The 18,429-nt window shown below is 57.2% G+C and carries 22 protein-coding genes; 13 read left to right on the forward strand and 9 right to left on the reverse strand.

Annotated features, from left to right (window positions below):
• Positions 1 to 13: 13 nt before the first annotated feature.
• Genes CDA56_RS03760 through CDA56_RS03770 form a run of 3 tightly spaced genes read left to right on the forward strand, consistent with a single transcriptional unit; the run spans position 14 to position 2,214 of the window.
• On the forward strand, positions 14 to 664 hold the full coding sequence (locus CDA56_RS03760) for a 3-keto-L-gulonate-6-phosphate decarboxylase UlaD (protein WP_025107630.1): 651 nt from the start codon (positions 14 to 16) through the stop codon (positions 662 to 664).
• A 9-nt stretch (positions 665 to 673) separates the two neighbouring features.
• Positions 674 to 1,528 carry an L-ribulose-5-phosphate 3-epimerase gene (locus tag CDA56_RS03765; protein WP_014227628.1) on the forward strand — a complete coding sequence of 285 codons (855 nt, stop codon included), beginning with the start codon at positions 674 to 676 and terminating at the stop codon, positions 1,526 to 1,528.
• The gene (locus tag CDA56_RS03770; RefSeq protein ID WP_004097998.1) at positions 1,528 to 2,214 is read left to right on the forward strand and encodes an L-ribulose-5-phosphate 4-epimerase; all 687 of its coding nucleotides are present in this window, start codon (positions 1,528 to 1,530) and stop codon (positions 2,212 to 2,214) included. The genes CDA56_RS03765 and CDA56_RS03770 overlap by 1 nt, the downstream gene beginning before the upstream one ends.
• A 62-nt stretch (positions 2,215 to 2,276) precedes the next feature.
• Here CDA56_RS03770 and CDA56_RS03775 read toward each other — a convergent pair whose 3' ends face one another.
• Both CDA56_RS03775 and CDA56_RS03780 read right to left on the reverse strand, forming a co-directional pair.
• Positions 2,277 to 3,470: an MFS transporter gene (locus tag CDA56_RS03775; protein WP_104011294.1), complete on the reverse strand. Its 1,194-nt coding sequence runs from the start codon at positions 3,468 to 3,470 to the stop codon at positions 2,277 to 2,279.
• Between the two features lie 180 nt (positions 3,471 to 3,650).
• Entirely contained in the window at positions 3,651 to 3,926 is a 276-nt protein-coding gene (locus CDA56_RS03780; protein WP_004098000.1) for a YdgH/BhsA/McbA family protein, read from the reverse strand.
• Between the two features lie 336 nt (positions 3,927 to 4,262).
• On the opposite strand from CDA56_RS03780, the gene rpsF reads away from it, so the two are divergent.
• From rpsF to CDA56_RS03805, 5 genes are all read left to right on the forward strand, one after another.
• Complete coding sequence (gene rpsF, locus CDA56_RS03785) at positions 4,263 to 4,658, forward strand: 30S ribosomal protein S6 (RefSeq protein ID WP_004098001.1); 396 nt, start codon at positions 4,263 to 4,265, stop codon at positions 4,656 to 4,658.
• A gap of 5 nt (positions 4,659 to 4,663) precedes the next feature.
• On the forward strand, positions 4,664 to 4,978 hold the full coding sequence (gene priB / locus CDA56_RS03790; protein ID WP_004098002.1) for a primosomal replication protein N: 315 nt from the start codon (positions 4,664 to 4,666) through the stop codon (positions 4,976 to 4,978).
• 4 nt (positions 4,979 to 4,982) lie between these two features.
• Positions 4,983 to 5,210 carry a 30S ribosomal protein S18 gene (gene rpsR, locus CDA56_RS03795; RefSeq protein WP_000135199.1) on the forward strand — a complete coding sequence of 76 codons (228 nt, stop codon included), beginning with the start codon at positions 4,983 to 4,985 and terminating at the stop codon, positions 5,208 to 5,210.
• Positions 5,211 to 5,251: 41 nt separating this feature from the next.
• Positions 5,252 to 5,701, forward strand: a complete 450-nt coding sequence (rplI, locus tag CDA56_RS03800; protein WP_004098003.1) for a 50S ribosomal protein L9 — start codon at positions 5,252 to 5,254, stop codon at positions 5,699 to 5,701.
• Positions 5,702 to 5,847: 146 nt separating this feature from the next.
• Positions 5,848 to 6,798 carry a DMT family transporter gene (locus CDA56_RS03805; protein WP_046876859.1) on the forward strand — a complete coding sequence of 317 codons (951 nt, stop codon included), beginning with the start codon at positions 5,848 to 5,850 and terminating at the stop codon, positions 6,796 to 6,798.
• A 19-nt stretch (positions 6,799 to 6,817) separates the two neighbouring features.
• Here CDA56_RS03805 and CDA56_RS03810 read toward each other — a convergent pair whose 3' ends face one another.
• Positions 6,818 to 7,474 carry a LysM-like peptidoglycan-binding domain-containing protein gene (locus CDA56_RS03810; protein ID WP_025107627.1) on the reverse strand — a complete coding sequence of 219 codons (657 nt, stop codon included), beginning with the start codon at positions 7,472 to 7,474 and terminating at the stop codon, positions 6,818 to 6,820.
• A 451-nt stretch (positions 7,475 to 7,925) separates the two neighbouring features.
• On the opposite strand from CDA56_RS03810, the gene bamJ reads away from it, so the two are divergent.
• Both bamJ and cycA read left to right on the forward strand, forming a co-directional pair.
• Positions 7,926 to 8,546, forward strand: a complete 621-nt coding sequence (gene bamJ / locus CDA56_RS03820) for a BamJ family beta-barrel-assembly machinery protein (protein ID WP_004871077.1) — start codon at positions 7,926 to 7,928, stop codon at positions 8,544 to 8,546.
• Positions 8,547 to 8,852: 306 nt separating this feature from the next.
• Positions 8,853 to 10,256 (forward strand): D-serine/D-alanine/glycine transporter, encoded by a 1,404-nt coding sequence (cycA, locus tag CDA56_RS03825; protein ID WP_004128150.1) that lies wholly within the window; start codon positions 8,853 to 8,855, stop codon positions 10,254 to 10,256.
• 114 nt (positions 10,257 to 10,370) lie between these two features.
• On the opposite strand, the gene ytfE is transcribed toward cycA, so the two are convergent.
• From ytfE to CDA56_RS03845, 4 genes are all read right to left on the reverse strand, one after another.
• Complete coding sequence (gene ytfE / locus CDA56_RS03830; protein WP_014227630.1) at positions 10,371 to 11,033, reverse strand: iron-sulfur cluster repair protein YtfE; 663 nt, start codon at positions 11,031 to 11,033, stop codon at positions 10,371 to 10,373.
• Between the two features lie 82 nt (positions 11,034 to 11,115).
• On the reverse strand, positions 11,116 to 12,087 hold the full coding sequence (locus CDA56_RS03835; protein WP_004098010.1) for a DMT family transporter: 972 nt from the start codon (positions 12,085 to 12,087) through the stop codon (positions 11,116 to 11,118).
• Between the two features lie 75 nt (positions 12,088 to 12,162).
• Positions 12,163 to 12,987 (reverse strand): AraC family transcriptional regulator, encoded by an 825-nt coding sequence (locus CDA56_RS03840; RefSeq protein ID WP_004128154.1) that lies wholly within the window; start codon positions 12,985 to 12,987, stop codon positions 12,163 to 12,165.
• An 80-nt stretch (positions 12,988 to 13,067) separates the two neighbouring features.
• A complete protein-coding gene (locus tag CDA56_RS03845; protein WP_102803696.1) occupies positions 13,068 to 13,916 on the reverse strand; it encodes an SDR family oxidoreductase in 849 nt (282 codons plus the stop codon).
• Positions 13,917 to 14,006: 90 nt separating this feature from the next.
• On the opposite strand from CDA56_RS03845, the gene CDA56_RS03850 reads away from it, so the two are divergent.
• On the forward strand, positions 14,007 to 14,384 hold the full coding sequence (locus tag CDA56_RS03850) for a winged helix-turn-helix transcriptional regulator (protein WP_004098015.1): 378 nt from the start codon (positions 14,007 to 14,009) through the stop codon (positions 14,382 to 14,384).
• Between the two features lie 52 nt (positions 14,385 to 14,436).
• Here the strand turns inward: CDA56_RS03850 and CDA56_RS03855 are convergent, their stop codons facing one another.
• Positions 14,437 to 16,380 carry a bifunctional 2',3'-cyclic-nucleotide 2'-phosphodiesterase/3'-nucleotidase gene (locus tag CDA56_RS03855; RefSeq protein WP_049069025.1) on the reverse strand — a complete coding sequence of 648 codons (1,944 nt, stop codon included), beginning with the start codon at positions 16,378 to 16,380 and terminating at the stop codon, positions 14,437 to 14,439.
• Positions 16,381 to 16,571: 191 nt separating this feature from the next.
• Here CDA56_RS03855 and cysQ point away from each other — a divergent pair, with 191 nt between their 5' ends.
• A complete protein-coding gene (gene cysQ / locus CDA56_RS03860; protein WP_004098019.1) occupies positions 16,572 to 17,315 on the forward strand; it encodes a 3'(2'),5'-bisphosphate nucleotidase CysQ in 744 nt (247 codons plus the stop codon).
• Here the strand turns inward: cysQ and CDA56_RS03865 are convergent.
• On the reverse strand, positions 17,305 to 17,862 hold the full coding sequence (locus CDA56_RS03865; protein ID WP_064377790.1) for a YtfJ family protein: 558 nt from the start codon (positions 17,860 to 17,862) through the stop codon (positions 17,305 to 17,307). The genes cysQ and CDA56_RS03865 overlap by 11 nt on opposite strands.
• Positions 17,863 to 18,184: 322 nt before the next feature.
• On the opposite strand from CDA56_RS03865, the gene CDA56_RS03870 reads away from it, so the two are divergent.
• A complete protein-coding gene (locus CDA56_RS03870; RefSeq protein WP_004098023.1) occupies positions 18,185 to 18,391 on the forward strand; it encodes a DUF1107 domain-containing protein in 207 nt (68 codons plus the stop codon).
• The last annotated feature ends 38 nt before the right edge of the window (positions 18,392 to 18,429 follow it).

Here is an 18,429-nt window from a genome sequence, read left to right on the forward strand (position 1 = left end):
AAGGAACACCAAAATGTCATTACCTATGTTGCAGGTTGCGCTCGATAACCAATCTATGTCTTCCGCGTATGAAACGACGCGCCTGATTGCCGATGAAGTGGACATTATTGAAGTCGGTACCATTCTCTGCGTGGCTGAGGGCGTACGCGCCGTTCGCGACCTGAAGGCGCTCTATCCCAACAAAATCGTGCTGGCGGACGCCAAAATCGCCGATGCCGGTAAAATTCTCTCCCGCATGTGCTTTGAAGCCAACGCCGACTGGGTCACCGTGATCTGCTGCGCGGACATCAACACCACCAAAGGCGCGCTGGACGTGGCGAAAGAGTTCAACGGCGACGTCCAGATCGAACTGACCGGCTACTGGACCTGGGAGCAGGCGCAGGAGTGGCGTGAAGCGGGCGTTCAGCAGGTGGTTTATCACCGCAGCCGCGATGCCCAGGCCGCCGGCGTAGCGTGGGGCGATGCGGATATCAGCGCGATCAAACGCCTGTCCGGGATGGGCTTTAAAGTCACCGTCACCGGCGGCCTGGCGCTGGAGGATTTGCCGCTGTTCCAGGGGATTCCGATCCACGTCTTTATCGCCGGTCGCAGCATTCGCGACGCCGCTTCCCCGGTGGAAGCCGCGCGGCAGTTTAAACGTTCGATCGCCCAGCTGTGGGGCTAAGGAGCGGCTATGCTGTCGAAACCTATTCCGCTCGGCATCTATGAAAAAGCGCTCCCCGCCGGGGAGTGCTGGCTGGAACGTCTGCGGCTGGCTAAGGCGCTCGGTTTTGATTTCGTCGAAATGTCGGTCGATGAAACTGACGACCGCCTGGCCCGGCTCGACTGGAGCCGGGAGCAGCGCTTCGCGCTGGTTAACGCGATTGCGGAAACCGGGGTGCGCGTGCCCTCAATGTGCCTGAGCGCCCATCGGCGCTTCCCGCTCGGTAGCGAAGACGACGCGGTACGGGCGCAGGGCCTGGAGATTATGCGCAAAGCGATTCGGCTGGCGCAGGATGTGGGGATTCGCGTAATCCAGCTGGCGGGCTACGACGTCTACTACCAGGAAGCCAATAACGAGACGCGTCGTCGTTTCCGCGATGGGCTAAAAGAGAGCGTTGAAATGGCCAGCCGCGCGCAGGTAACGCTGGCGATGGAAATTATGGACTACCCGCTGATGAACTCGATCAGCAAGGCGCTGGGCTACGCCCACTACCTGAATAATCCGTGGTTCCAGCTCTATCCGGACATCGGCAACCTTTCCGCCTGGGATAACGACGTACAGATGGAGCTTCAGGCCGGGATGGGGCATATCGTGGCGGTGCATATAAAAGACACGAAACCCGGCGTATTTAAAAACGTGCCGTTCGGCGAAGGCGTCGTCGATTTTGAACGTTGTTTCGAAACGCTCAAGCAGACGGGCTACTGCGGCCCGTATCTAATTGAAATGTGGAGCGAAACGACCGACGATCCCGCCGCCGAGGTCGCGAAAGCGCGCGATTGGGTGAAGGCGCGGATGGCCAGCGCCGGTCTGCTGGAGGTGGCATAATGCAAACGCTGAAACGGCAGGTTTTCGACGCCAATATGGATTTACCGCGCTACGGCCTGGTCACTTTTACCTGGGGTAACGTCAGCGCTATCGACCGCGAACGGGGGCTGGTGGCGATTAAGCCCAGCGGCGTCGCCTACGAGACCATGAAAGCGGACGATATGGTGGTCGTGGATCTCGAAGGGAACGTGGTGGAAGGACGCTATCGTCCTTCTTCCGATACCGCCACGCATCTGGCGCTGTATCGCCGCTATCCGAGCCTTGGCGGCGTGGTGCATACCCACTCGACGCACGCGACGGCCTGGGCGCAGGCGGGTCTGGCTATTCCCGCTCTGGGGACGACCCACGCGGACTACTTCTTTGGCGACATTCCCTGCACCCGGGCGTTAAGCGCGCAGGAAGTGGCGGAGGCTTATGAGCTGAACACGGGCCACGTGATTATCGAAACGCTGGGTGACGTTGAGCCGCTGCATACGCCGGGCATCGTGGTCTATCAGCACGGGCCTTTTGCCTGGGGCAAGGATGCGCACGATGCGGTGCATAACGCGGTGGTGATGGAAGAGGTGGCGCGGATGGCGTGGATTGCTCGCGCGATCAATCCGCAGCTGAAGCCCATCGATAGCTGGCTGATGGACAAGCATTTTATGCGCAAGCACGGGCCAGATGCCTATTACGGGCAAAAGTGAAACAGGTGCTCCGGAGCATTTCATCTTTATGATGAATCAACCGGTCTGCTCCGGAGCCATTTTTAGTTTTGCTGATAAGCCGACGGCATGCAGCGCATGCCAACCAGCGTCACAACGCAGATTATCGCGCCGGCGTAAAACGTCGAGGCGGCGCCCAGAACTTCCCACAGCACGCCCGCACCTGCGCTGGCCAGCAGCAGGGCGATGCCGCTCATTAGGTTGAACATCCCGAACGCTGTTCCGCGCAGTTCAGGCGGGGCGGTGTGCGCCACCATCGCCGCCAGCAGACCCTGCGTCATGCCCATATGAATACCCCACAGCGCGACGCCGGCTAAAAGCGTGCTCCAGTGGCTGCTGAGCGCCAGCACGATATCGGCGGCGATCAGCACCAGCAGGCCCCACTGCAGCATTTTGCTGTGGCTCATGCTGTCCGATAGTTTCCCGAATGGATAGGCGGTCAGGCTGTAAACCAGATTCATGGCGACCATCACCAGCGGAATAGCGAACAGCGGGATCGCCATCTGCTGGGCGCGCAGGACCAGAAAGGCTTCGCTGAAGCGGGCGAGGGTAAAAATCGAGCCGATAGCCACCACCCACCAGTAGGCGGCGGAAAGCTTCTTGAGATTCTCGCGGCGCAGGGGGTTAGTGCGTTTCTGGACGATCGCCGTCCTGGGCTCTTTTAATCCAAAGCCCAGTAAAGCGATAGAGAGAACGGCGGGGATCGCCTCGACCCAAAAAATAGACTGGAAATCGTTATCCCAGAGAAACATCAGCGCGACGGCAAGCAGCGGCCCCAGAAAAGCGCCGATGGTATCCAGCGACTGGCGCAGCCCGTAGGCGGCTCCGCGAATTTCCGGCGGGGTGACGTCGGCGACCAGCGCATCCCGCGGCGCGCCGCGTATCCCTTTGCCCACGCGGTCGATCATCCGGGCGCTAAACATCACGCCTGAGGTGGGCGCGATGGCGAAAAGAGGCTTGCTCAGCGCACCCAGGCCATAGCCGAGCAGCGCCAGCCCTTTACGCTTGCCGACATAATCGCTGATGACGCCGGAAAACACCTTCAGTATCAGCGCGGTGGCTTCCGCGACGCCTTCGATAATGCCGATAATAATGACGCTGGCTCCCAGCGTGGTGGCCATAAATAGAGGGAGCAGGCTGTGGATCATTTCCGAGGAAACATCCATCAGCAGGCTAACGCCGCCAAGAACCCAAACCCCTTTTGGGATACGGCTTAGCGTGGCAAAACGCGGAACCATGAAGCACTCCGGATAATCATGCGGTTAAAGAGTGATTAAATCAGGTTACGCTGGCGCTGATAAGTCACGAGAAAAAATAATTCTCAATTGCATTAAGGCGCGATTGTGCGGGTATGACCGCCGGGCAATGCCATCGCTGGCTTCCCCCTGCAACGGGAAGAAGCCAACGATCCGGGAAAACTAGCGGTAAATGGCGGCACTGGCGTGAATGGCGCCGTCGCTTCCCGGTTCATGAATGAGGATCGGCTGGAAGTACTTCGCTCCCTGAGCATCGCTCTGCTGGCTAAGCGCCTGGTCGGCTTCCTGCTCGGTGGCGATGTTGTGGTTGATATAGATAACGCCGAGGCTCTGCACATCGTCCATGTTGCGGGCCTGGCGGGCATCGATTTTAATAGCAGCCAGCGCGTTGGCGCTCAACAAAAGCGCTGCCATCATGGTTATGAGGATGTATTTCATCACCTACCTCCTTATGACGCTCCTGACGTTCACCCGCTTCCCTGGGGTATGGATTGCTTCTGATCTAAGTGTAATCTCTGCCTGTCTGGCGTATCGCGACCATTTCTGATGCAGTTGTTCAAAAAATTGTCGCTTCCGTCGTTGATTAATTTTAAATCACCGGCTTAAGGCCACTTCGCGCTTAGTGCGAATTATTTGCACAATTCACTTGTCTTAAACCCCGCTCGCCCGTATTATGACGCGTCAATTTTTCAGCCGCCCTTTAACACGTTCCTTGCCTCCATGGGCCGCGGCTGACCCAGACAGGAGGCTGAATAATCCGTAAGGAGCAATTCGATGCGTCATTACGAAATCGTTTTTATGGTCCATCCTGACCAGAGCGAACAGGTTCCGGGCATGATCGAACGTTACACTGGTGCAATCACTGCAGCAGAAGGTACGATCCACCGTCTGGAAGACTGGGGCCGCCGTCAGCTGGCTTATCCGATCAACAAACTGCACAAAGCTCACTACGTTCTGCTGAACGTTGAAGCGCCGCAGGAAGCGATCGATGAGCTGGAAACTAACTTCCGCTTCAACGACGCCGTTATCCGCAGCATGGTAATGCGTACTAAGCACGCTGTTACCGAAGCATCTCCGATGGTTAAAGCGAAAGACGAGCGCCGTGAGCGTCGCGAAGATTTCGCCAACGAAACCGCAGATGATTCTGAAGCTGGGGATTCTGAAGAGTAATCCTGATGACCAACCGTCTGGAGCTGTCCGGCATTGTATGCAGGACTCCACTTCGTAAGGTCAGCCCGTCAGGAATTCCACACTGCCAGTTCGTGCTTGAGCATCGTTCAGTGCAGGAGGAAGCCGGTTTTCACCGGCAGGCATGGTGCCAGATGCCCGTGATAATCAGCGGACACCAGAACCAGGCCATTACTCACAGTATAACGGTCGGTAGCGCAGTAATCGTTCGAGGGTTCATCTCTTGCCACAAGGCAAAGAACGGCTTGAGCAAAATGGTTCTGCATGCCGAGCAGATTGAATTGATAGATTCTGGAGACTAGCCATATGGCACGTTATTTCCGTCGTCGCAAGTTCTGCCGTTTCACCGCGGAAGGCGTTCAAGAGATCGACTATAAAGATATCGCTACGCTGAAAAACTACATCACCGAAAGCGGTAAGATTGTCCCGAGCCGTATCACCGGTACCCGTGCAAAATATCAGCGTCAGCTGGCACGCGCTATCAAACGCGCTCGCTACCTGTCCCTGCTGCCGTACACTGATCGTCATCAGTAATCGGTCACGGTCCATTAATACGACTTTGAGAGGATAAGGTAATGCAAGTTATTCTGCTTGATAAAGTAGCAAACCTGGGTAGCCTGGGTGATCAGGTTAACGTTAAAGCGGGCTATGCTCGTAACTTCCTGGTACCACAGGGTAAAGCTGTTCCTGCTACCAAGAAAAACGTTGAATTCTTCGAAGCACGCCGTGCTGAACTGGAAGCCAAACTGGCCGAAGTTCTGGGCGCTGCTAACGCACGTGCTGAAGCAATCAACGCACTGGGCACCGTTACCATCGCGTCTAAATCTGGCGACGAAGGTAAACTGTTCGGTTCCATCGGTACTCGCGACATCGCTGACGCTGTAACTGCAGCTGGCGTTGCCGTTGCTAAGAGCGAAGTTCGTCTGCCGAACGGCGTTCTGCGCACCACCGGTGAGCACGAAGTGGACTTCCAGGTTCACAGCGAAGTTTTCGCTAAACTGGTTGTTAACGTTGTAGCTGAGTAATTTTTTACTCAACTCACGTCGAGACGCCGGCCTTGTGCCGGCGTTTTGCTTTTCTGTCTTTGTCGAATCTTTTCCTGGTATGGTGGCTATTCTTAGCAACTTTCTGGATAATAAAATAAAACACTATTTTATTTCTGGTGAAGTGAATGGACGCACCCTCGATTTTTTCCCGCAAGAAAGTGGCTTATGCCTGCGCAACCCTCTGCTGTCTGCTGTGGGGAAGCTCCTATCCGGCGATTAAAAGCGGCTATGAACTGTTTCAGATTGCCACTGATGATGTGCCGTCTAAAATCGTCTTTGCTGGCTATCGCTTTCTGTTTGCCGGCGCGCTGCTGCTGCTCTTCGCGCTGGTGCAGCGTAAGCCGATTGCCCGCTTGAATCCCCGTCAGTGCGGGCAACTGGCGATACTTGGCGTCACGCAAACCTCTATCCAGTACGTTTTCTTCTACGTTGGCCTGGCGTTTACCACCGGCGTGAAGGGATCGATTATGAACGCCACCGGTACCTTCTTCAGCGTTCTGCTGGCGCACTTTATCTATCAGAATGACAGGCTGAGCTACAACAAAGCCATCGGCTGTATTGTCGGCTTTGCCGGCGTAATGCTGGTGAATGTTAATCGTTCATTGAGCGATTTTAGCTTTGTCTGGCAGGGTGACGGCTTTGTGGTGCTGGCGGCGTTTATCCTGTCGGCGGCGACGCTGTACGGGAAGCGCATTTCGCAGACGGTTGACCCGACGGTGATGACCGGCTGGCAGCTGGCGTTTGGCGGCCTGGTACTGGTCGGCGGCGGCTATCTGACCGGCGGCACCCTTGAGGTTCACAGCGCCGCTGCTGCGCTGGTTCTGGCTTATTTGACGCTGCTCTCTTCCATCGCCTTTGCGCTATGGAGCGTGCTGCTCAAGCATAACCGGGTGAGCATGATTGCGCCGTTCAACTTTGTGGTCCCGGTCGCCGGCACCGTACTGTCGGCCATCTTCCTCGGCGAGAATATTCTTGAACTGAAATATGCGGTTGCGCTGGCGCTGGTGTGCGCCGGGATCTGGTGGGTGAATAAGCCGGGGACAACATCCGGGAAATCGCCACAGCAGGCCGGGTAAGCTACCCGGCCGTGAGGCCTTAACGGACGCGAATAAAGCTGCCGTTCGACTGGCGGGTAAATAGCACCTGCTGGCCGCCGCCGGTATCGATAGTCAGCCCGGTGACCACGCCGCTGGCGTTCTGACGGATCTGGACCGTCTGCCCGGTCTGCAGTGAGCTTAGCGGTTTACCGGCGCCTTCCACCTGGGCCATGGCGTAAACGTCGGTCGGCGGCAGGTTGTGGTCGCGGAACAGCTGCGCGAGAGTTTTCCCCGATTCAATACGGTAGGTCCGCCACTGCTGCTCGATGCCGGGAGTCGACTGCGGCTCCTGATAAGGCTGAGATGCGGTCTGCTGCGGCTGATCCGGCTGCTCATCCTGAATCGGCTCCGGTGCGACCGGCGCCACCTGATCGGCATCGTTGACCGGCGGCGTGTTGGTGATGGGCGGCAGCGGGACCGCCTGATTGCCGGAAGAGGGCTGCGACTGGGATTGCAGGTTGAGATTCGCCTCGCGGCTGGCCTGAACCGGGCTGCTGTTATCCTCGGAAGGGAGCAGAACGCCGATAATTACCAGCAGCGCCCCGGCAATGATGCCGCGGCGGTGCATCGGCGGTAGCGGATCCATGAGGCGAAAATGATCCGGGGCGTGCCAGATCTTCGCCAGGGTAGATGTCAGTTCAAAGCGCCCGGGCATGGCTTTCCTCCTGCTCCGCATATTTTTATCCTGTAAATAAAGTATATACCCTAAATAATTTAAGTCGCAGGACAAGGTTTGCCTTGAACAGCGCTTGCGCTGGCCCCGTAGGGGCGAGGCCGCAGGCCGAGTAACGCGGCAAGCCAGTAAGTTCCCAGGAGCATAGATAACTATGTGACTGGGGCGCGCTGGCGAAGCCAACGCTCCTGCAACTTAAAGTATGACGGGTATAGATGGCTAACTTCCTGAAGGACGAGACAAAGCTATGTTTCGTGAGGTTAACCTTATCTCTCTATTGTTTCTGTTTCCCTTAGATTTGTCATCATCCAGGCGACAAAGTTTTACCCGTCGTGCTATGGCTGATATGCTTCCCACCTCTTTTCTCCGCTCGCCGCCTTTCGCAATTTGAAGGCCCGGGAGCATGAGAATCCCCACCAAAAAAGGAACAAAGATGGCAACCCCAACTTTTGACACGATCGAAGCACAGGCAAGTTACGGTATCGGCTTGCAGGTTGGACAACAGCTGAGCGAATCTGGCCTGCAGGGGCTGCTGCCGGAAGCGCTGGTCGCGGGTATTGCTGACGCGCTGGAAGGTCAACAGCCGCAGGTGCCGGTGGAAGCCGTTCACCGCGCGCTGCGCGAAATCCACGAACGCGCTGACGCCGTGCGTCGCGAGCGTTTCCAGGAAATGGCCGCGGATGGCGAGAAATACCTGGAAGAAAACCGCGAGCGCGAAGGCGTGAACAGCACCGAGTCTGGCCTGCAGTTCCGCGTTCTGACCCAGGGCGAAGGCCCGATCCCGGCGCGTACTGACCGCGTTCGCGTTCACTACACCGGCAAGCTGATCGACGGCACCGTCTTCGATAGCTCCGTTGCGCGCGGCGAACCGGCTGAATTCCCGGTGACCGGGGTGATCGGCGGCTGGATTGAAGCGCTGACTCTGATGCCGGTGGGTTCCAAATGGGAACTGACGATTCCGCACAGCCTGGCCTACGGCGAGCGCGGCGCGGGCGCATCCATTCCTCCGTTCAGCACCCTGATTTTTGAAGTTGAACTGCTGGATATTATCTAAACAGCAGGTGCTTCCTCTCCCGTACGGGGGAGGGAGCCGCTTTAAATAGTGTAAAACCCTTAAGTTGAGCGTTTGGTGGAGCTTTATATTGCATATCTGCTTAATGGGTGTATTTTTGTGAGCTGTTTCGCGTAACCGGAGTGATATAACACTCACTTTAAACATAAAATTAACATTATATCTAAATCATAGTATTCATCCCTCCGATTCTTACCTAATATCGATAAACCCTCGTTCCGGGGTTAATACGAATGAAGGGCCAGTAGAGCCCGAACAACACAGACAGGTACAACAGGAAAAAATCACATGGTAGATCAGGTCAAAGTCGCTGCCGACGAACAGGCTCCGACTGAACAATCGCTGCGGCGAAATCTCACTAACCGGCATATTCAGCTTATTGCTATCGGTGGTGCGATTGGCACCGGGCTGTTTATGGGCTCAGGCAAAACCATCAGCCTTGCCGGGCCGTCAATTATTTTTGTTTATATGATCATCGGCTTTATGCTGTTTTTCGTCATGCGCGCCATGGGCGAACTGCTGCTGTCGAATCTCGAATACAAGTCGTTCAGCGATTTTGCCGCCGACCTGCTGGGCCCCTGGGCAGGCTATTTTACCGGCTGGACCTACTGGTTCTGCTGGGTGGTAACCGGGATGGCGGACGTGGTGGCGATCACCGCCTACGCGCAGTTCTGGTTCCCGGGACTCTCCGACTGGGTCGCCTCGCTGGCGGTCATCCTGCTGCTGCTGGGCCTTAACCTCGCCACCGTGAAGATGTTCGGCGAGATGGAGTTCTGGTTTGCGATGATCAAAATCGTCGCTATCGTGGCGCTGATTGTCGTCGGCCTGGTGATGGTGATGATGCACTTCCAGTCACCGACCGGCGTAGAGGCCTCTTTCGCCCATCTGTGGAATGACGGCGGCTGGTTCCCGAAAGGCATCAGCGGATTCTTTGCCGGGTTCCAGATAGCGGTCTTCGCCTTTGTGGGCATCGAACTGGTGGGAACCACGGCGGCGGAAACCAAAGATCCTGAGAAATCCCTGCCGCGGGCGATTAACTCAATTCCAATCCGCATCATTATGTTCTACGTCTTTGCGCTGATCGTGATTATGTCAGTGACGCCGTGGAGCTCCGTCGTGCCGTCAAAGAGCCCGTTCGTTGAGCTGTTTGTGCTGGTCGGGCTGCCGGCGGCGGCAAGCCTGATCAACTTCGTGGTGCTGACCTCGGCGGCCTCTTCCGCTAACAGCGGCGTGTTTTCCACCAGCCGTATGCTGTTCGGTCTGGCGCAGGACGGACAGGCGCCGAAAATGTTCGCCAAGCTGTCGAAGCGCGCGGTACCGGCGAAAGGCCTGACCTTCTCCTGTATGTGTCTGCTGGGCGGCGTGGTCATGCTGATGGTCAATCCAAGCGTGATCGCGGCGTTTACCATGATTACCACGGTGTCGGCGATCCTGTTTATGTTCGTCTGGACGATTATCCTGTGCTCGTATCTGGCCTATCGCAGAAAGCGTCCGCAGCTGCATGAGCAGTCCAAATATAAGATGCCGCTGGGCAAACTGATGTGCTGGGTGTGCATGGCATTCTTCGTCTTTGTGCTGGTCCTGCTGACGCTGGAAGCCGATACCCGCGAAGCGCTGATGGTGACCCCGCTGTGGTTTGTGCTGCTCGGCGCGGGCTGGCTGTTTGCCGGCAAGAAGCGCCTGGCGAAATAAAAAATCTTCGGCAGCGGTTTTTAACGTTGCTTGCAACGGTCCGTCATAAAAAAGGCCACCCGGGGTGGCCAATAAGACTGACAATGTCGAGGGCGCCTGCGGGCGCCTTTTTATTTACTTTCCGGCGAGGGCACGCGGGAACAGTACGTTATTTTCAAGGCTGATGTGCTCCATCAGGTCATCAATCAGCTCGTTGATGCCGTTGTACATCGCTTTCCAGGTAGTGCAGGCTTCCGCCGGCGGCGTCACGTTCTGCGTGATGTGCTTAATCACCTCCAGCAGCTCGCCCGCTTCATCATGCTCGCTTTCCATGACGCTGATAGGACCGCCGGCCTGCGTTCCCATGCCCTGTTTGATCATCGGGAACAGAATCTGCTCCTCTTTCATCATATGGCTGGAAAGCTCCTGGTGCAGCATGGTCAGATACTTGGTTAAGCCTTTCGGAACGTTGGGCTTGTCGGCGTGAACGCGCTCGACTTTAGTGGCCTGTAAAATCAGCTCCGGCAGCTGCTCGCGATGCCGGTCGTGATAGCGAACGATAATGTGATCGATGATTTCCGCATAGGGCGCAGCCCGCCAGTCGCGCTCTACCGGCTCTTCCGCCAGTTTGGCCAGCTCGGCTTCAATCACCGCGACGTCCAGTTCTTTGCGAGACGCCGCGCGCTCCAGCGTCTGTTTGCCGCCGCAGCAGTAGTCCATATCGTATTGACGGAACAGCGCGGAGGCGCGCGGAATCGTCAGCGCCAGCTCGCCTAAAGGTTGGTCACGGAAAGCCATAGCAGTTACCTCGTCATCAAGAATATAAGTTGTATTTTAAATGCATCTTATGTTCCTGGGAATACCCCTTTAGGATACCAGGCTATTTTTTCTCGCTGACCAGCTCCTGCAGCGCGGGCTTTTCCGGGCGGGCACGCACGGCGGACACCACGCCGAGCACCAGCAGCAGGATACCGCTGAAGGTGAGAAGCGGGGGCAGGCTCTGGCGCAGAATAAAGGTATACAGCAGTCCGGCAAGGGTTTCGAAGACGATCAGCGGCCCGAGGATCACCGTTGGCAGACGCTGGCTGGCAACGTTCCAGCACCACGCGCCGACCCATGAACAGAAGATAGCGATCGCCAGCATCAGGGTGACAAACACCGCCGGGCGCGGGCCGAAGGGGAGCGGAAAGTCCGCGTGCTGGCCGTGCAGCCACCCGCAGGCGATAAGGTATCCGGCCAGGGATACCGGCAGGGTCACCAGCGCCTGCGCGGTGGCCCACATCATCGGCGGTTTATCCGGATTTTCCCGCAGCCAGCGGGCGTTGCGCAGCGCGTACCAGGCCCAGCATACCACCGAGATCAGCGCCAGCGCGATACCGGAGCCGTAGCGCCACGGGCTGAAATCGGGTAAGCCCTGATGCAGCTCGGCGATATTGACGCACGCCAAGCCGAGGGCAATACAGACCAGCGCCGGGAACAGGCGTCGCCACGGCAGCTTGCCGTCGCGCTGGCTATAGAGCAGGTTGGCGAAAACCGGCAGCACGACCGGCAGGGTGCCGATAATCATCGTCGATACCGGCGCGCCGGTACGCTGAATCGCGCTGGCCAGGCAGACGTAATAGATTAAGTTGCCCATCATGGTCAGCCCCAGCGCCGTCCACCAGTCTTTCCCGGTGAGCTGGCGCAGCCGCGCGCGGCCCAGCCAGGCCAGCGGCAGGGCGATCAGCCCCAGCGCCAGATAGCGCCCCATCGACTGTAAAACCGCCGGGTATTCCGGCACCAGTAAAGGACCCACGAATATCAATCCCCACATCAGCCCTGCCAGCAGGGCGTACAGCACACCACTAATCATCACGCCTTCCATTACTTTTTTCGTTGGCGACAGTGTAGGCGAGGCAAAAGCGGGAATATTGTATGAGGTTGCGCATTAGCGCGGGAGAACCTGCTTTTGATAACGTACCGGCGTAATGCCGTAGCGGCGGGTGAACGCGCGCGTCAGGTGCGACTGGTCGGTCAGCCCGGCGGCGAGAGCAACGTCGGCGGCGGGCATGCCGTGGGTGAGAAACGCTTTGGCGCGCCACAGGCGAATCGCCATCAGCATCTGGTGCGGCGTAACGTGGAAGTGCGCTTTGAACTGGCGCTGGAAATGGTACGGGCTCAGCGCCGCCACCTGCGCCAGCTCATCGAGGGTCACCGTACGCATATAGTTGTCGTGCAGATAGTCGCGCACCCGCTCGAAGCGGTGGCGGGCTTCGGGCAGCGCAGCGGCGTGATGGGCAAACGGGCGGAAGGTATCGATCAAATCCAGCAGCAGGCCCTGCTGCGCCAGCGGATCGTCAGTATGCCACAGGCCGTAGATGAGATTGCCGATTTGCCGGGAGCGCAGGGGATCCTGGCGAACCACCTCGCTGAACCACCAGTGGCGTTCGCCGGTCACCTCTTCCAGCGTATCCGGGTCGAGATAAATCATCCGATAGCGCCAGCCGTCGGCGGTCTCTGCCTCGCCGGTGTGCAGCTCATCGGGGTTCATGGTGACGATCGAGTTAACCGAAGCCACGTGCTGGCTGCCGCGATAGCGAAAACGCTCGGCGCCGAGCTCGATCGCGCCGATACCAAAGGCTTCATGGGTGTGCGGTTCAAAGGCGTAGCGGGAGATATGGGCATGGTACAGCTCAACGCCGGGCAGCTGCGCCAGATGGCGAAAGCGCGCGCTGTCTCTTTCATCACTGAACTGTTCTGGTACGCCTTGCATGCGATAACTCCCGACGGACATCCGTGCATTATTGAGGATGGCCCGCCGGGATGCTACAAAAATTAACCACTATGTAACAGTTACAGAATGCCTTTGACGCTCTCTGCCAGCGTCGTGGTTGGGCGACCGATGAGCTTACTCAGGGTGCGGCTATCGTCGAACAGACCGCCTTTGGACGCGCCGGTATCAGAATCCGCCAGCATGTCAGCCAGGCCAGCGGGCAGGCCTACGCCCTTCAGCGCGGCGGCGAAGTCGGCTTCGCTGAGGTTTTGATACACCACGTTTTTACCGCTTTGTTTGCTCAGCTCAGCGGCCAGTTCGCTCAGCGTCCACGCTTCATCGCCCGCCAGCTCGTACACTTTTCCGGCATGGCCCTCTTCGGCGATAACGCGAGCGGCGGCGGCGGCGTAGTCCGCGCGGGTGGCGGAGGCGATTTTGCCGTTACCGGCCGCGCCGATAAATACGCCATGCTCAATCGACGGCGGCGCGCTGGCAAGGTAGTTTTCGGTGTACCAGCCGTTGCGCAGCAGGGCATACGCAATGCCGGAGTCGGCGAGCATTTTCTCGGTGGCGATATGCTCATCCGCCAGCCCCAGCGGGGAGGTATCGGCGTGCAGCAGGCTGGTGTAGGCGATAAATTTCACGCCGGCGGCTTTCGCCGCGTTAATCACGTTGCTGTGCTGGACGGCGCGCTGGCCGACTTCGCTGGACGAGATCAGCAGGAGTTTGTCCACGCCCTGCAGGGCGGCGGTCAGCGCGGCTTCATCGCTGTAGTCGGCCTGACGAACCACTACGCCCTTTTGGCTCAGCGATTCGGCCTTCGCCGGGTTGCGCACGATAGCCACAACCTGGCCTGCGGGGACGGTAGTTAACAGATTTTCCAGGACGTGCTGGCCAAGCTGGCCGGTTGCGCCGGTAATTGCGATCATAGGTCTTCTCCTTCGTGTTCATTGGCAGTTGTGGTAAGCTAACACCTTAACTAACTTTTAGTAAGTACGTACAAAAAGGTAAGTATGAATATGGCGAATCTGACGCTGAGCGAGCAGCTACGCAACGGCAACCTGTTTGCCGAACAGTGCCCCTCGCGGGAAGTGCTCAAGCACGTGACCAGCCGCTGGGGCGTACTGATTTTGGTGTCCCTGCGCGATGGCACCCATCGGTTTAGCGATCTGCGGCGTAAGATCGGCGGCGTCAGCGAAAAGATGCTGGCCCAGTCGCTCCAGGCGCTGGAGCAGGATGGCTTTCTTAACCGCGTGTCGTACCCGGTGGTACCGCCGCACGTTGAATATAGTCTGACTCCGCTCGGTGAGCAGGTGAGCGAGAAGGTGGCGGCGCTGGCGGACTGGATTGAGCTGAACCTGCCCGCGGTTCTGGCGAACCACGAACAGGTAGCCTGAGGGTGATGCCAGGGTAGCCCCGGTAAGCGCAGCACAACCGGGGAACCGGCAATTATTTACTCAAATCCAGCTGATAAATGGCAAAGCCGATATCGTCGGTAGCCACCTGGCGCATCGGGTATTGCGCTTTCTCTTTGATAAACGCCGCGGCCTTATCGCCTGGTGAGGTTTCAAAGCGAATATCCAGCGGTACGGTGCTGTGGATCGGCGCCAGGCGCCAGTTGTTATCCGCCGCCGGATGGATCTCGCCGTTTTTCTTCGACTCCGCGCCAATCCACGCCGCCAGCACCGAGCGGTTTTCATCCGGCGAGGCGAACGCGATATGATCCTCACCGGTGCCCTGGAATTTACCGCCGTAAGCGCGGTAGTTATTGGTCGCGACGAGGAAAGTGGCGTTCGGATCGATTGGCTTGCCGTTAAAGGTCAGGTTTTTAATTCGCTCGGCCTGCGGATTAACGGGCTGACATTCGCCGTCATAGCGCGCCGGCTGGGTGATATCGATCTGGTAGTTCACGCCATCGATGACATCGAAGTTGTAGGTGCGAAAGCCGTCCCAGTTAATCAGCGACTGCGGCTTGCTGCTGCCGGGGTCAATCTGATTGAACTGCCCGGCGGAGCACTCCAGCCACTCTTTAACCTCTTTACCGCTGACTTTCATCACCACCAGGGTGTTGGGATACAGGTAGAGGTCGGCGGCGTTGCGGAAGGTGAGCTGCCCTTTTTCCACTTCAACAAAGCTGGCGGGGTCATTTTTGCGTCCGCCGACTTTAAACGGCGCGGCGGCGGAGAGTACCGGCAGTTTCGCCAGATCCGGGTCGCCCTGAATATAGTGCTCAACGTAGGCCTTCTGGGCCATATTGACCACCTGTACGGTCGGATCGTCCTGCACCAGCGCCAGATAGCTGTACATATTGTCCGAGGATTGACCAATCGGTTTGCCGACAAACTCGCGGGTGGCGTCATGGTCGGCTTTTAGTACCGCCACCATGTTGCTGTCTTCTGCCGCCAGCGATTTCTTCGCCACCGAGTCGTAGATCGGCCGCGCTTCGGCTTTCGCTGCGCTGACCTGCCATTTACCGCTGTCGTTGTTCAGAACCAGATCGACCACCCCAAGGTGATCGCCCCACATGCCCGGCATCACTGCCGGTACGCCGTTCAGCGTACCTTTCGCGATATCTGCGCCTTTGATACCGGCAAAATCTTTGCTCGGGAAGACGGCGTGCGCGTGGCCGAACATAATGGCATCGACCCCAGGCACCTGGCTTAAATAATAAACGGAGTTCTCCGCCATGGCCTGATACGGGTCGGCGGAAAGGCCGGAGTGGGCAATGACCACCACCACGTCCGCGCCTTTCTCACGCATTTCCGGGACAAACTTGCGCGCGGTAGCGGTAATGTCATTGACGGTGACTTTGCCGCTGAGATTGGCTTTATCCCAGGTCATAATCTGCGGCGGTACGAAGCCGATATAGCCAATGCGCAGGGTCTGCGTTTTGCCGTCGCTATCCTGTACCTGGGTATCCTGAATCAGATAAGGCGTAAACATCGGTTGGCCGGTTTTGGCGTCAATAATATTGGCGTTCACGTAGGGGAATTTTGCCCCGGCCAGCGCTTTGTGCAGGAAGTCGAGCCCGTAGTTAAACTCGTGGTTGCCGAGGTTACCTACGACATAATCCAGGGTATTCATCGCCTTGTAGACCGGGTGAACATCGCCTTCTTTCAGTCCCTTCGCCGCCATATAGTCGCCCAGCGGGCTGCCCTGAATAACGTCGCCGTTATCGACCAGCACGCTGTTTTTGGCTTCCTGGCGCGCTTTCTCAATCAGGGTTGCGGTGCGCACCAGGCCAAATTTTTCCGTGGCGCTGTCTTTGTAATAGTCAAAGTCCATCATATTACTGTGCAGATCGGTGGTTTCCATGATCCGCAAATCGACCGTCGCCGCATTTACGCTGGCGGCGATCAGCGTGGCCAGCAGCGTTGCGCTAAACTTAATCATCAGTGGCGTCCTTTTTTATGAGCAATGGCACAGAAGAAAATGTATTTACATTCTGTTGCTTACAGAAATGTGAATCATGCCAGAAAAGCGGTGAAGGAAACCGCCATCGTTATCACAGATAGCGGAACTCACAATGATGCGATATAAATAAAACAACGAGTTAACGCCACTGTAACCAGACGAGGTGGAGAATGTTAGAACAAGTATGTCAGCTAGCACGGAACGCGGGCGATGCCATCATGGAAGTTTACGATGGAAAACAGCCGATGGACGTTGCCAGCAAGAAGGACGATTCTCCGGTCACGGCCGCGGATATTGCGGCACACAAGGTGATTATCAGCGGCCTGCTGGCGCTGACGCCCGATATTCCGGTTCTGTCGGAAGAGGACCCGCCGGCCTGGGAGGTACGCCAGCACTGGCAGCGCTACTGGCTGGTGGACCCGCTGGACGGCACCAAAGAGTTTATCAAGCGCAACGGCGAGTTTACCGTCAATATCGCCTTGATTGAAAACGGGAAGCCGATCCTTGGCGTGGTCTACGCGCCGGTGATGAAGGTGATGTACAGCGCGGAAAAGGGCAAAGCGTGGAAAGAGGAGTGCGGCGTTCGCAAGCAGATTCAGGTCCGCGATGCGCGTCCGCCGCTGGTGGTGATTAGCCGCTCCCACGGCAATGACCCGGAGCTGCAGGAGTATCTGGAGCAGCTTGGCGAACACCAGACCACCTCAATCGGTTCATCGCTGAAGTTCTGTCTGGTCGCCGAAGGGCAGGCCCAGCTTTATCCGCGCTTCGGGCCGACCTCCACCTGGGACACCGCGGCCGGTCATGCGGTCGCCAGCGCCGCCGGGGCGCACGTTCACGACTGGCAGGGGCGTACCCTTGATTACACGCCGCGTGAATCGTTCCTCAACCCCGGCTTCCGGGTCTCTATTTATTGAGCAGCTTGTGCAGCAGGGCAACCACCTGCTGCACCTCTTCCTGGCTAAGCGCGCCGTCTTTAGCCCACTGTACGCGGCCATCTTTATCCAGCACCACGATGGCCGAACTCTCTTCATTAAGCTGCCACGCTTTGCGGACCACACCGTTGCTGTCGACGATAAACTGCGACCAGGGGTAGAGCTGCTTGTTGCTCTCAATACTGCTGCGGACAAACATGCCTGAACCCGGGATAGCGTCATCGGTATTGACGATTGTGGTGGTTTGATAGCGATCGTGCGGGAGCTTCGCGCTTTTAATCGCTTCAATCAGGGTCGCGTTTTTTTCTTTTGCCGACGAGCGCCCGGCAATATGCTGCACGACGTGCACTTTCCCCACCAGCTGCGCGCTATTCCAGCTTTTATAGCTAAACTTATCGTTGCTCAGTACCAGCTCCCCCCGATCCGCGACGCCGACCGGCGCAACGCGCTGACCATCGACAAAGTTATGCGCCGACGCCATCAGCGGGAACAGGAGACATGAAACGGCCAGTAATCTACGTAGGGTCATGGTGTTTCCTTTTATTATCTGTGCAGGTGATCCGACCACTTGGTCTGCTTTAATCATAAGTGCGATTTATGGGCATTACCCGCAATGATGGTGCCAGTTTGCGTGTTGACGCACAATTCCGTCTAAAATCGGCGACTTATACTACCTTCATCGGATGCCTGAAACGAAAACTCTGAATTATTGTCATCATAAGGTAAATAAACTTATACAAACTGGGTATCACTCAGATTCTGGACTATAGTTTCAGGGCATTAAAATTTGCGATTCCGGTACGTGGGCTAACTGTGGCACCACAGGAGCGTAACCCTGGCAGGAGACAACAATGAAAATTTTCCAACGCTACAACCCGCTACAAGTAGCGAAGTACGTGAAGATCCTGTTCCGTGGACGTTTGTATATCAAGGACGTTGGCGCTTTTGAGTTTGATAAGGGCAAAATCCTTATCCCGAAGGTTAAGGACAAGCTGCATTTGTCAGTGATGTCTGAAGTCAACCGCCAGGTGAGCCGTCTGCAAACAGAGATGGCATAACCTGAAAAGAGGTATGACTACACGGTAAAAAGGCGGCT

Origin of the sequence: Klebsiella michiganensis (assembly GCF_002925905.1) — a bacterium.
Lineage (GTDB): Bacteria > Pseudomonadota > Gammaproteobacteria > Enterobacterales > Enterobacteriaceae > Klebsiella > Klebsiella michiganensis.

Excerpts from the sequence above, each read along its gene's own strand:
- CDA56_RS03760 (WP_025107630.1), top strand. The coding sequence starts at position 14 with ATGTCATTACCTATGTTGCAGGTTGCGCTCGATAACCAATCTATGTCT.
- CDA56_RS03765 (WP_014227628.1), top strand. The coding sequence starts at position 674 with ATGCTGTCGAAACCTATTCCGCTCGGCATCTATGAAAAAGCGCTCCCC.
- CDA56_RS03770 (WP_004097998.1), top strand. The coding sequence starts at position 1,528 with ATGCAAACGCTGAAACGGCAGGTTTTCGACGCCAATATGGATTTACCG.
- CDA56_RS03775 (WP_104011294.1), bottom strand. The coding sequence starts at position 3,470 with ATGGTTCCGCGTTTTGCCACGCTAAGCCGTATCCCAAAAGGGGTTTGG.
- CDA56_RS03780 (WP_004098000.1), bottom strand. The coding sequence starts at position 3,926 with ATGAAATACATCCTCATAACCATGATGGCAGCGCTTTTGTTGAGCGCC.
- rpsF (WP_004098001.1), top strand. The coding sequence starts at position 4,263 with ATGCGTCATTACGAAATCGTTTTTATGGTCCATCCTGACCAGAGCGAA.
- priB (WP_004098002.1), top strand. The coding sequence starts at position 4,664 with ATGACCAACCGTCTGGAGCTGTCCGGCATTGTATGCAGGACTCCACTT.
- rpsR (WP_000135199.1), top strand. The coding sequence starts at position 4,983 with ATGGCACGTTATTTCCGTCGTCGCAAGTTCTGCCGTTTCACCGCGGAA.
- rplI (WP_004098003.1), top strand. The coding sequence starts at position 5,252 with ATGCAAGTTATTCTGCTTGATAAAGTAGCAAACCTGGGTAGCCTGGGT.
- CDA56_RS03805 (WP_046876859.1), top strand. The coding sequence starts at position 5,848 with ATGGACGCACCCTCGATTTTTTCCCGCAAGAAAGTGGCTTATGCCTGC.
- CDA56_RS03810 (WP_025107627.1), bottom strand. The coding sequence starts at position 7,474 with ATGCCCGGGCGCTTTGAACTGACATCTACCCTGGCGAAGATCTGGCAC.
- bamJ (WP_004871077.1), top strand. The coding sequence starts at position 7,926 with ATGGCAACCCCAACTTTTGACACGATCGAAGCACAGGCAAGTTACGGT.
- cycA (WP_004128150.1), top strand. The coding sequence starts at position 8,853 with ATGGTAGATCAGGTCAAAGTCGCTGCCGACGAACAGGCTCCGACTGAA.
- ytfE (WP_014227630.1), bottom strand. The coding sequence starts at position 11,033 with ATGGCTTTCCGTGACCAACCTTTAGGCGAGCTGGCGCTGACGATTCCG.
- CDA56_RS03835 (WP_004098010.1), bottom strand. The coding sequence starts at position 12,087 with ATGATTAGTGGTGTGCTGTACGCCCTGCTGGCAGGGCTGATGTGGGGA.
- CDA56_RS03840 (WP_004128154.1), bottom strand. The coding sequence starts at position 12,987 with ATGCAAGGCGTACCAGAACAGTTCAGTGATGAAAGAGACAGCGCGCGC.
- CDA56_RS03845 (WP_102803696.1), bottom strand. The coding sequence starts at position 13,916 with ATGATCGCAATTACCGGCGCAACCGGCCAGCTTGGCCAGCACGTCCTG.
- CDA56_RS03850 (WP_004098015.1), top strand. The coding sequence starts at position 14,007 with ATGGCGAATCTGACGCTGAGCGAGCAGCTACGCAACGGCAACCTGTTT.
- CDA56_RS03855 (WP_049069025.1), bottom strand. The coding sequence starts at position 16,380 with ATGATTAAGTTTAGCGCAACGCTGCTGGCCACGCTGATCGCCGCCAGC.
- cysQ (WP_004098019.1), top strand. The coding sequence starts at position 16,572 with ATGTTAGAACAAGTATGTCAGCTAGCACGGAACGCGGGCGATGCCATC.
- CDA56_RS03865 (WP_064377790.1), bottom strand. The coding sequence starts at position 17,862 with ATGACCCTACGTAGATTACTGGCCGTTTCATGTCTCCTGTTCCCGCTG.
- CDA56_RS03870 (WP_004098023.1), top strand. The coding sequence starts at position 18,185 with ATGAAAATTTTCCAACGCTACAACCCGCTACAAGTAGCGAAGTACGTG.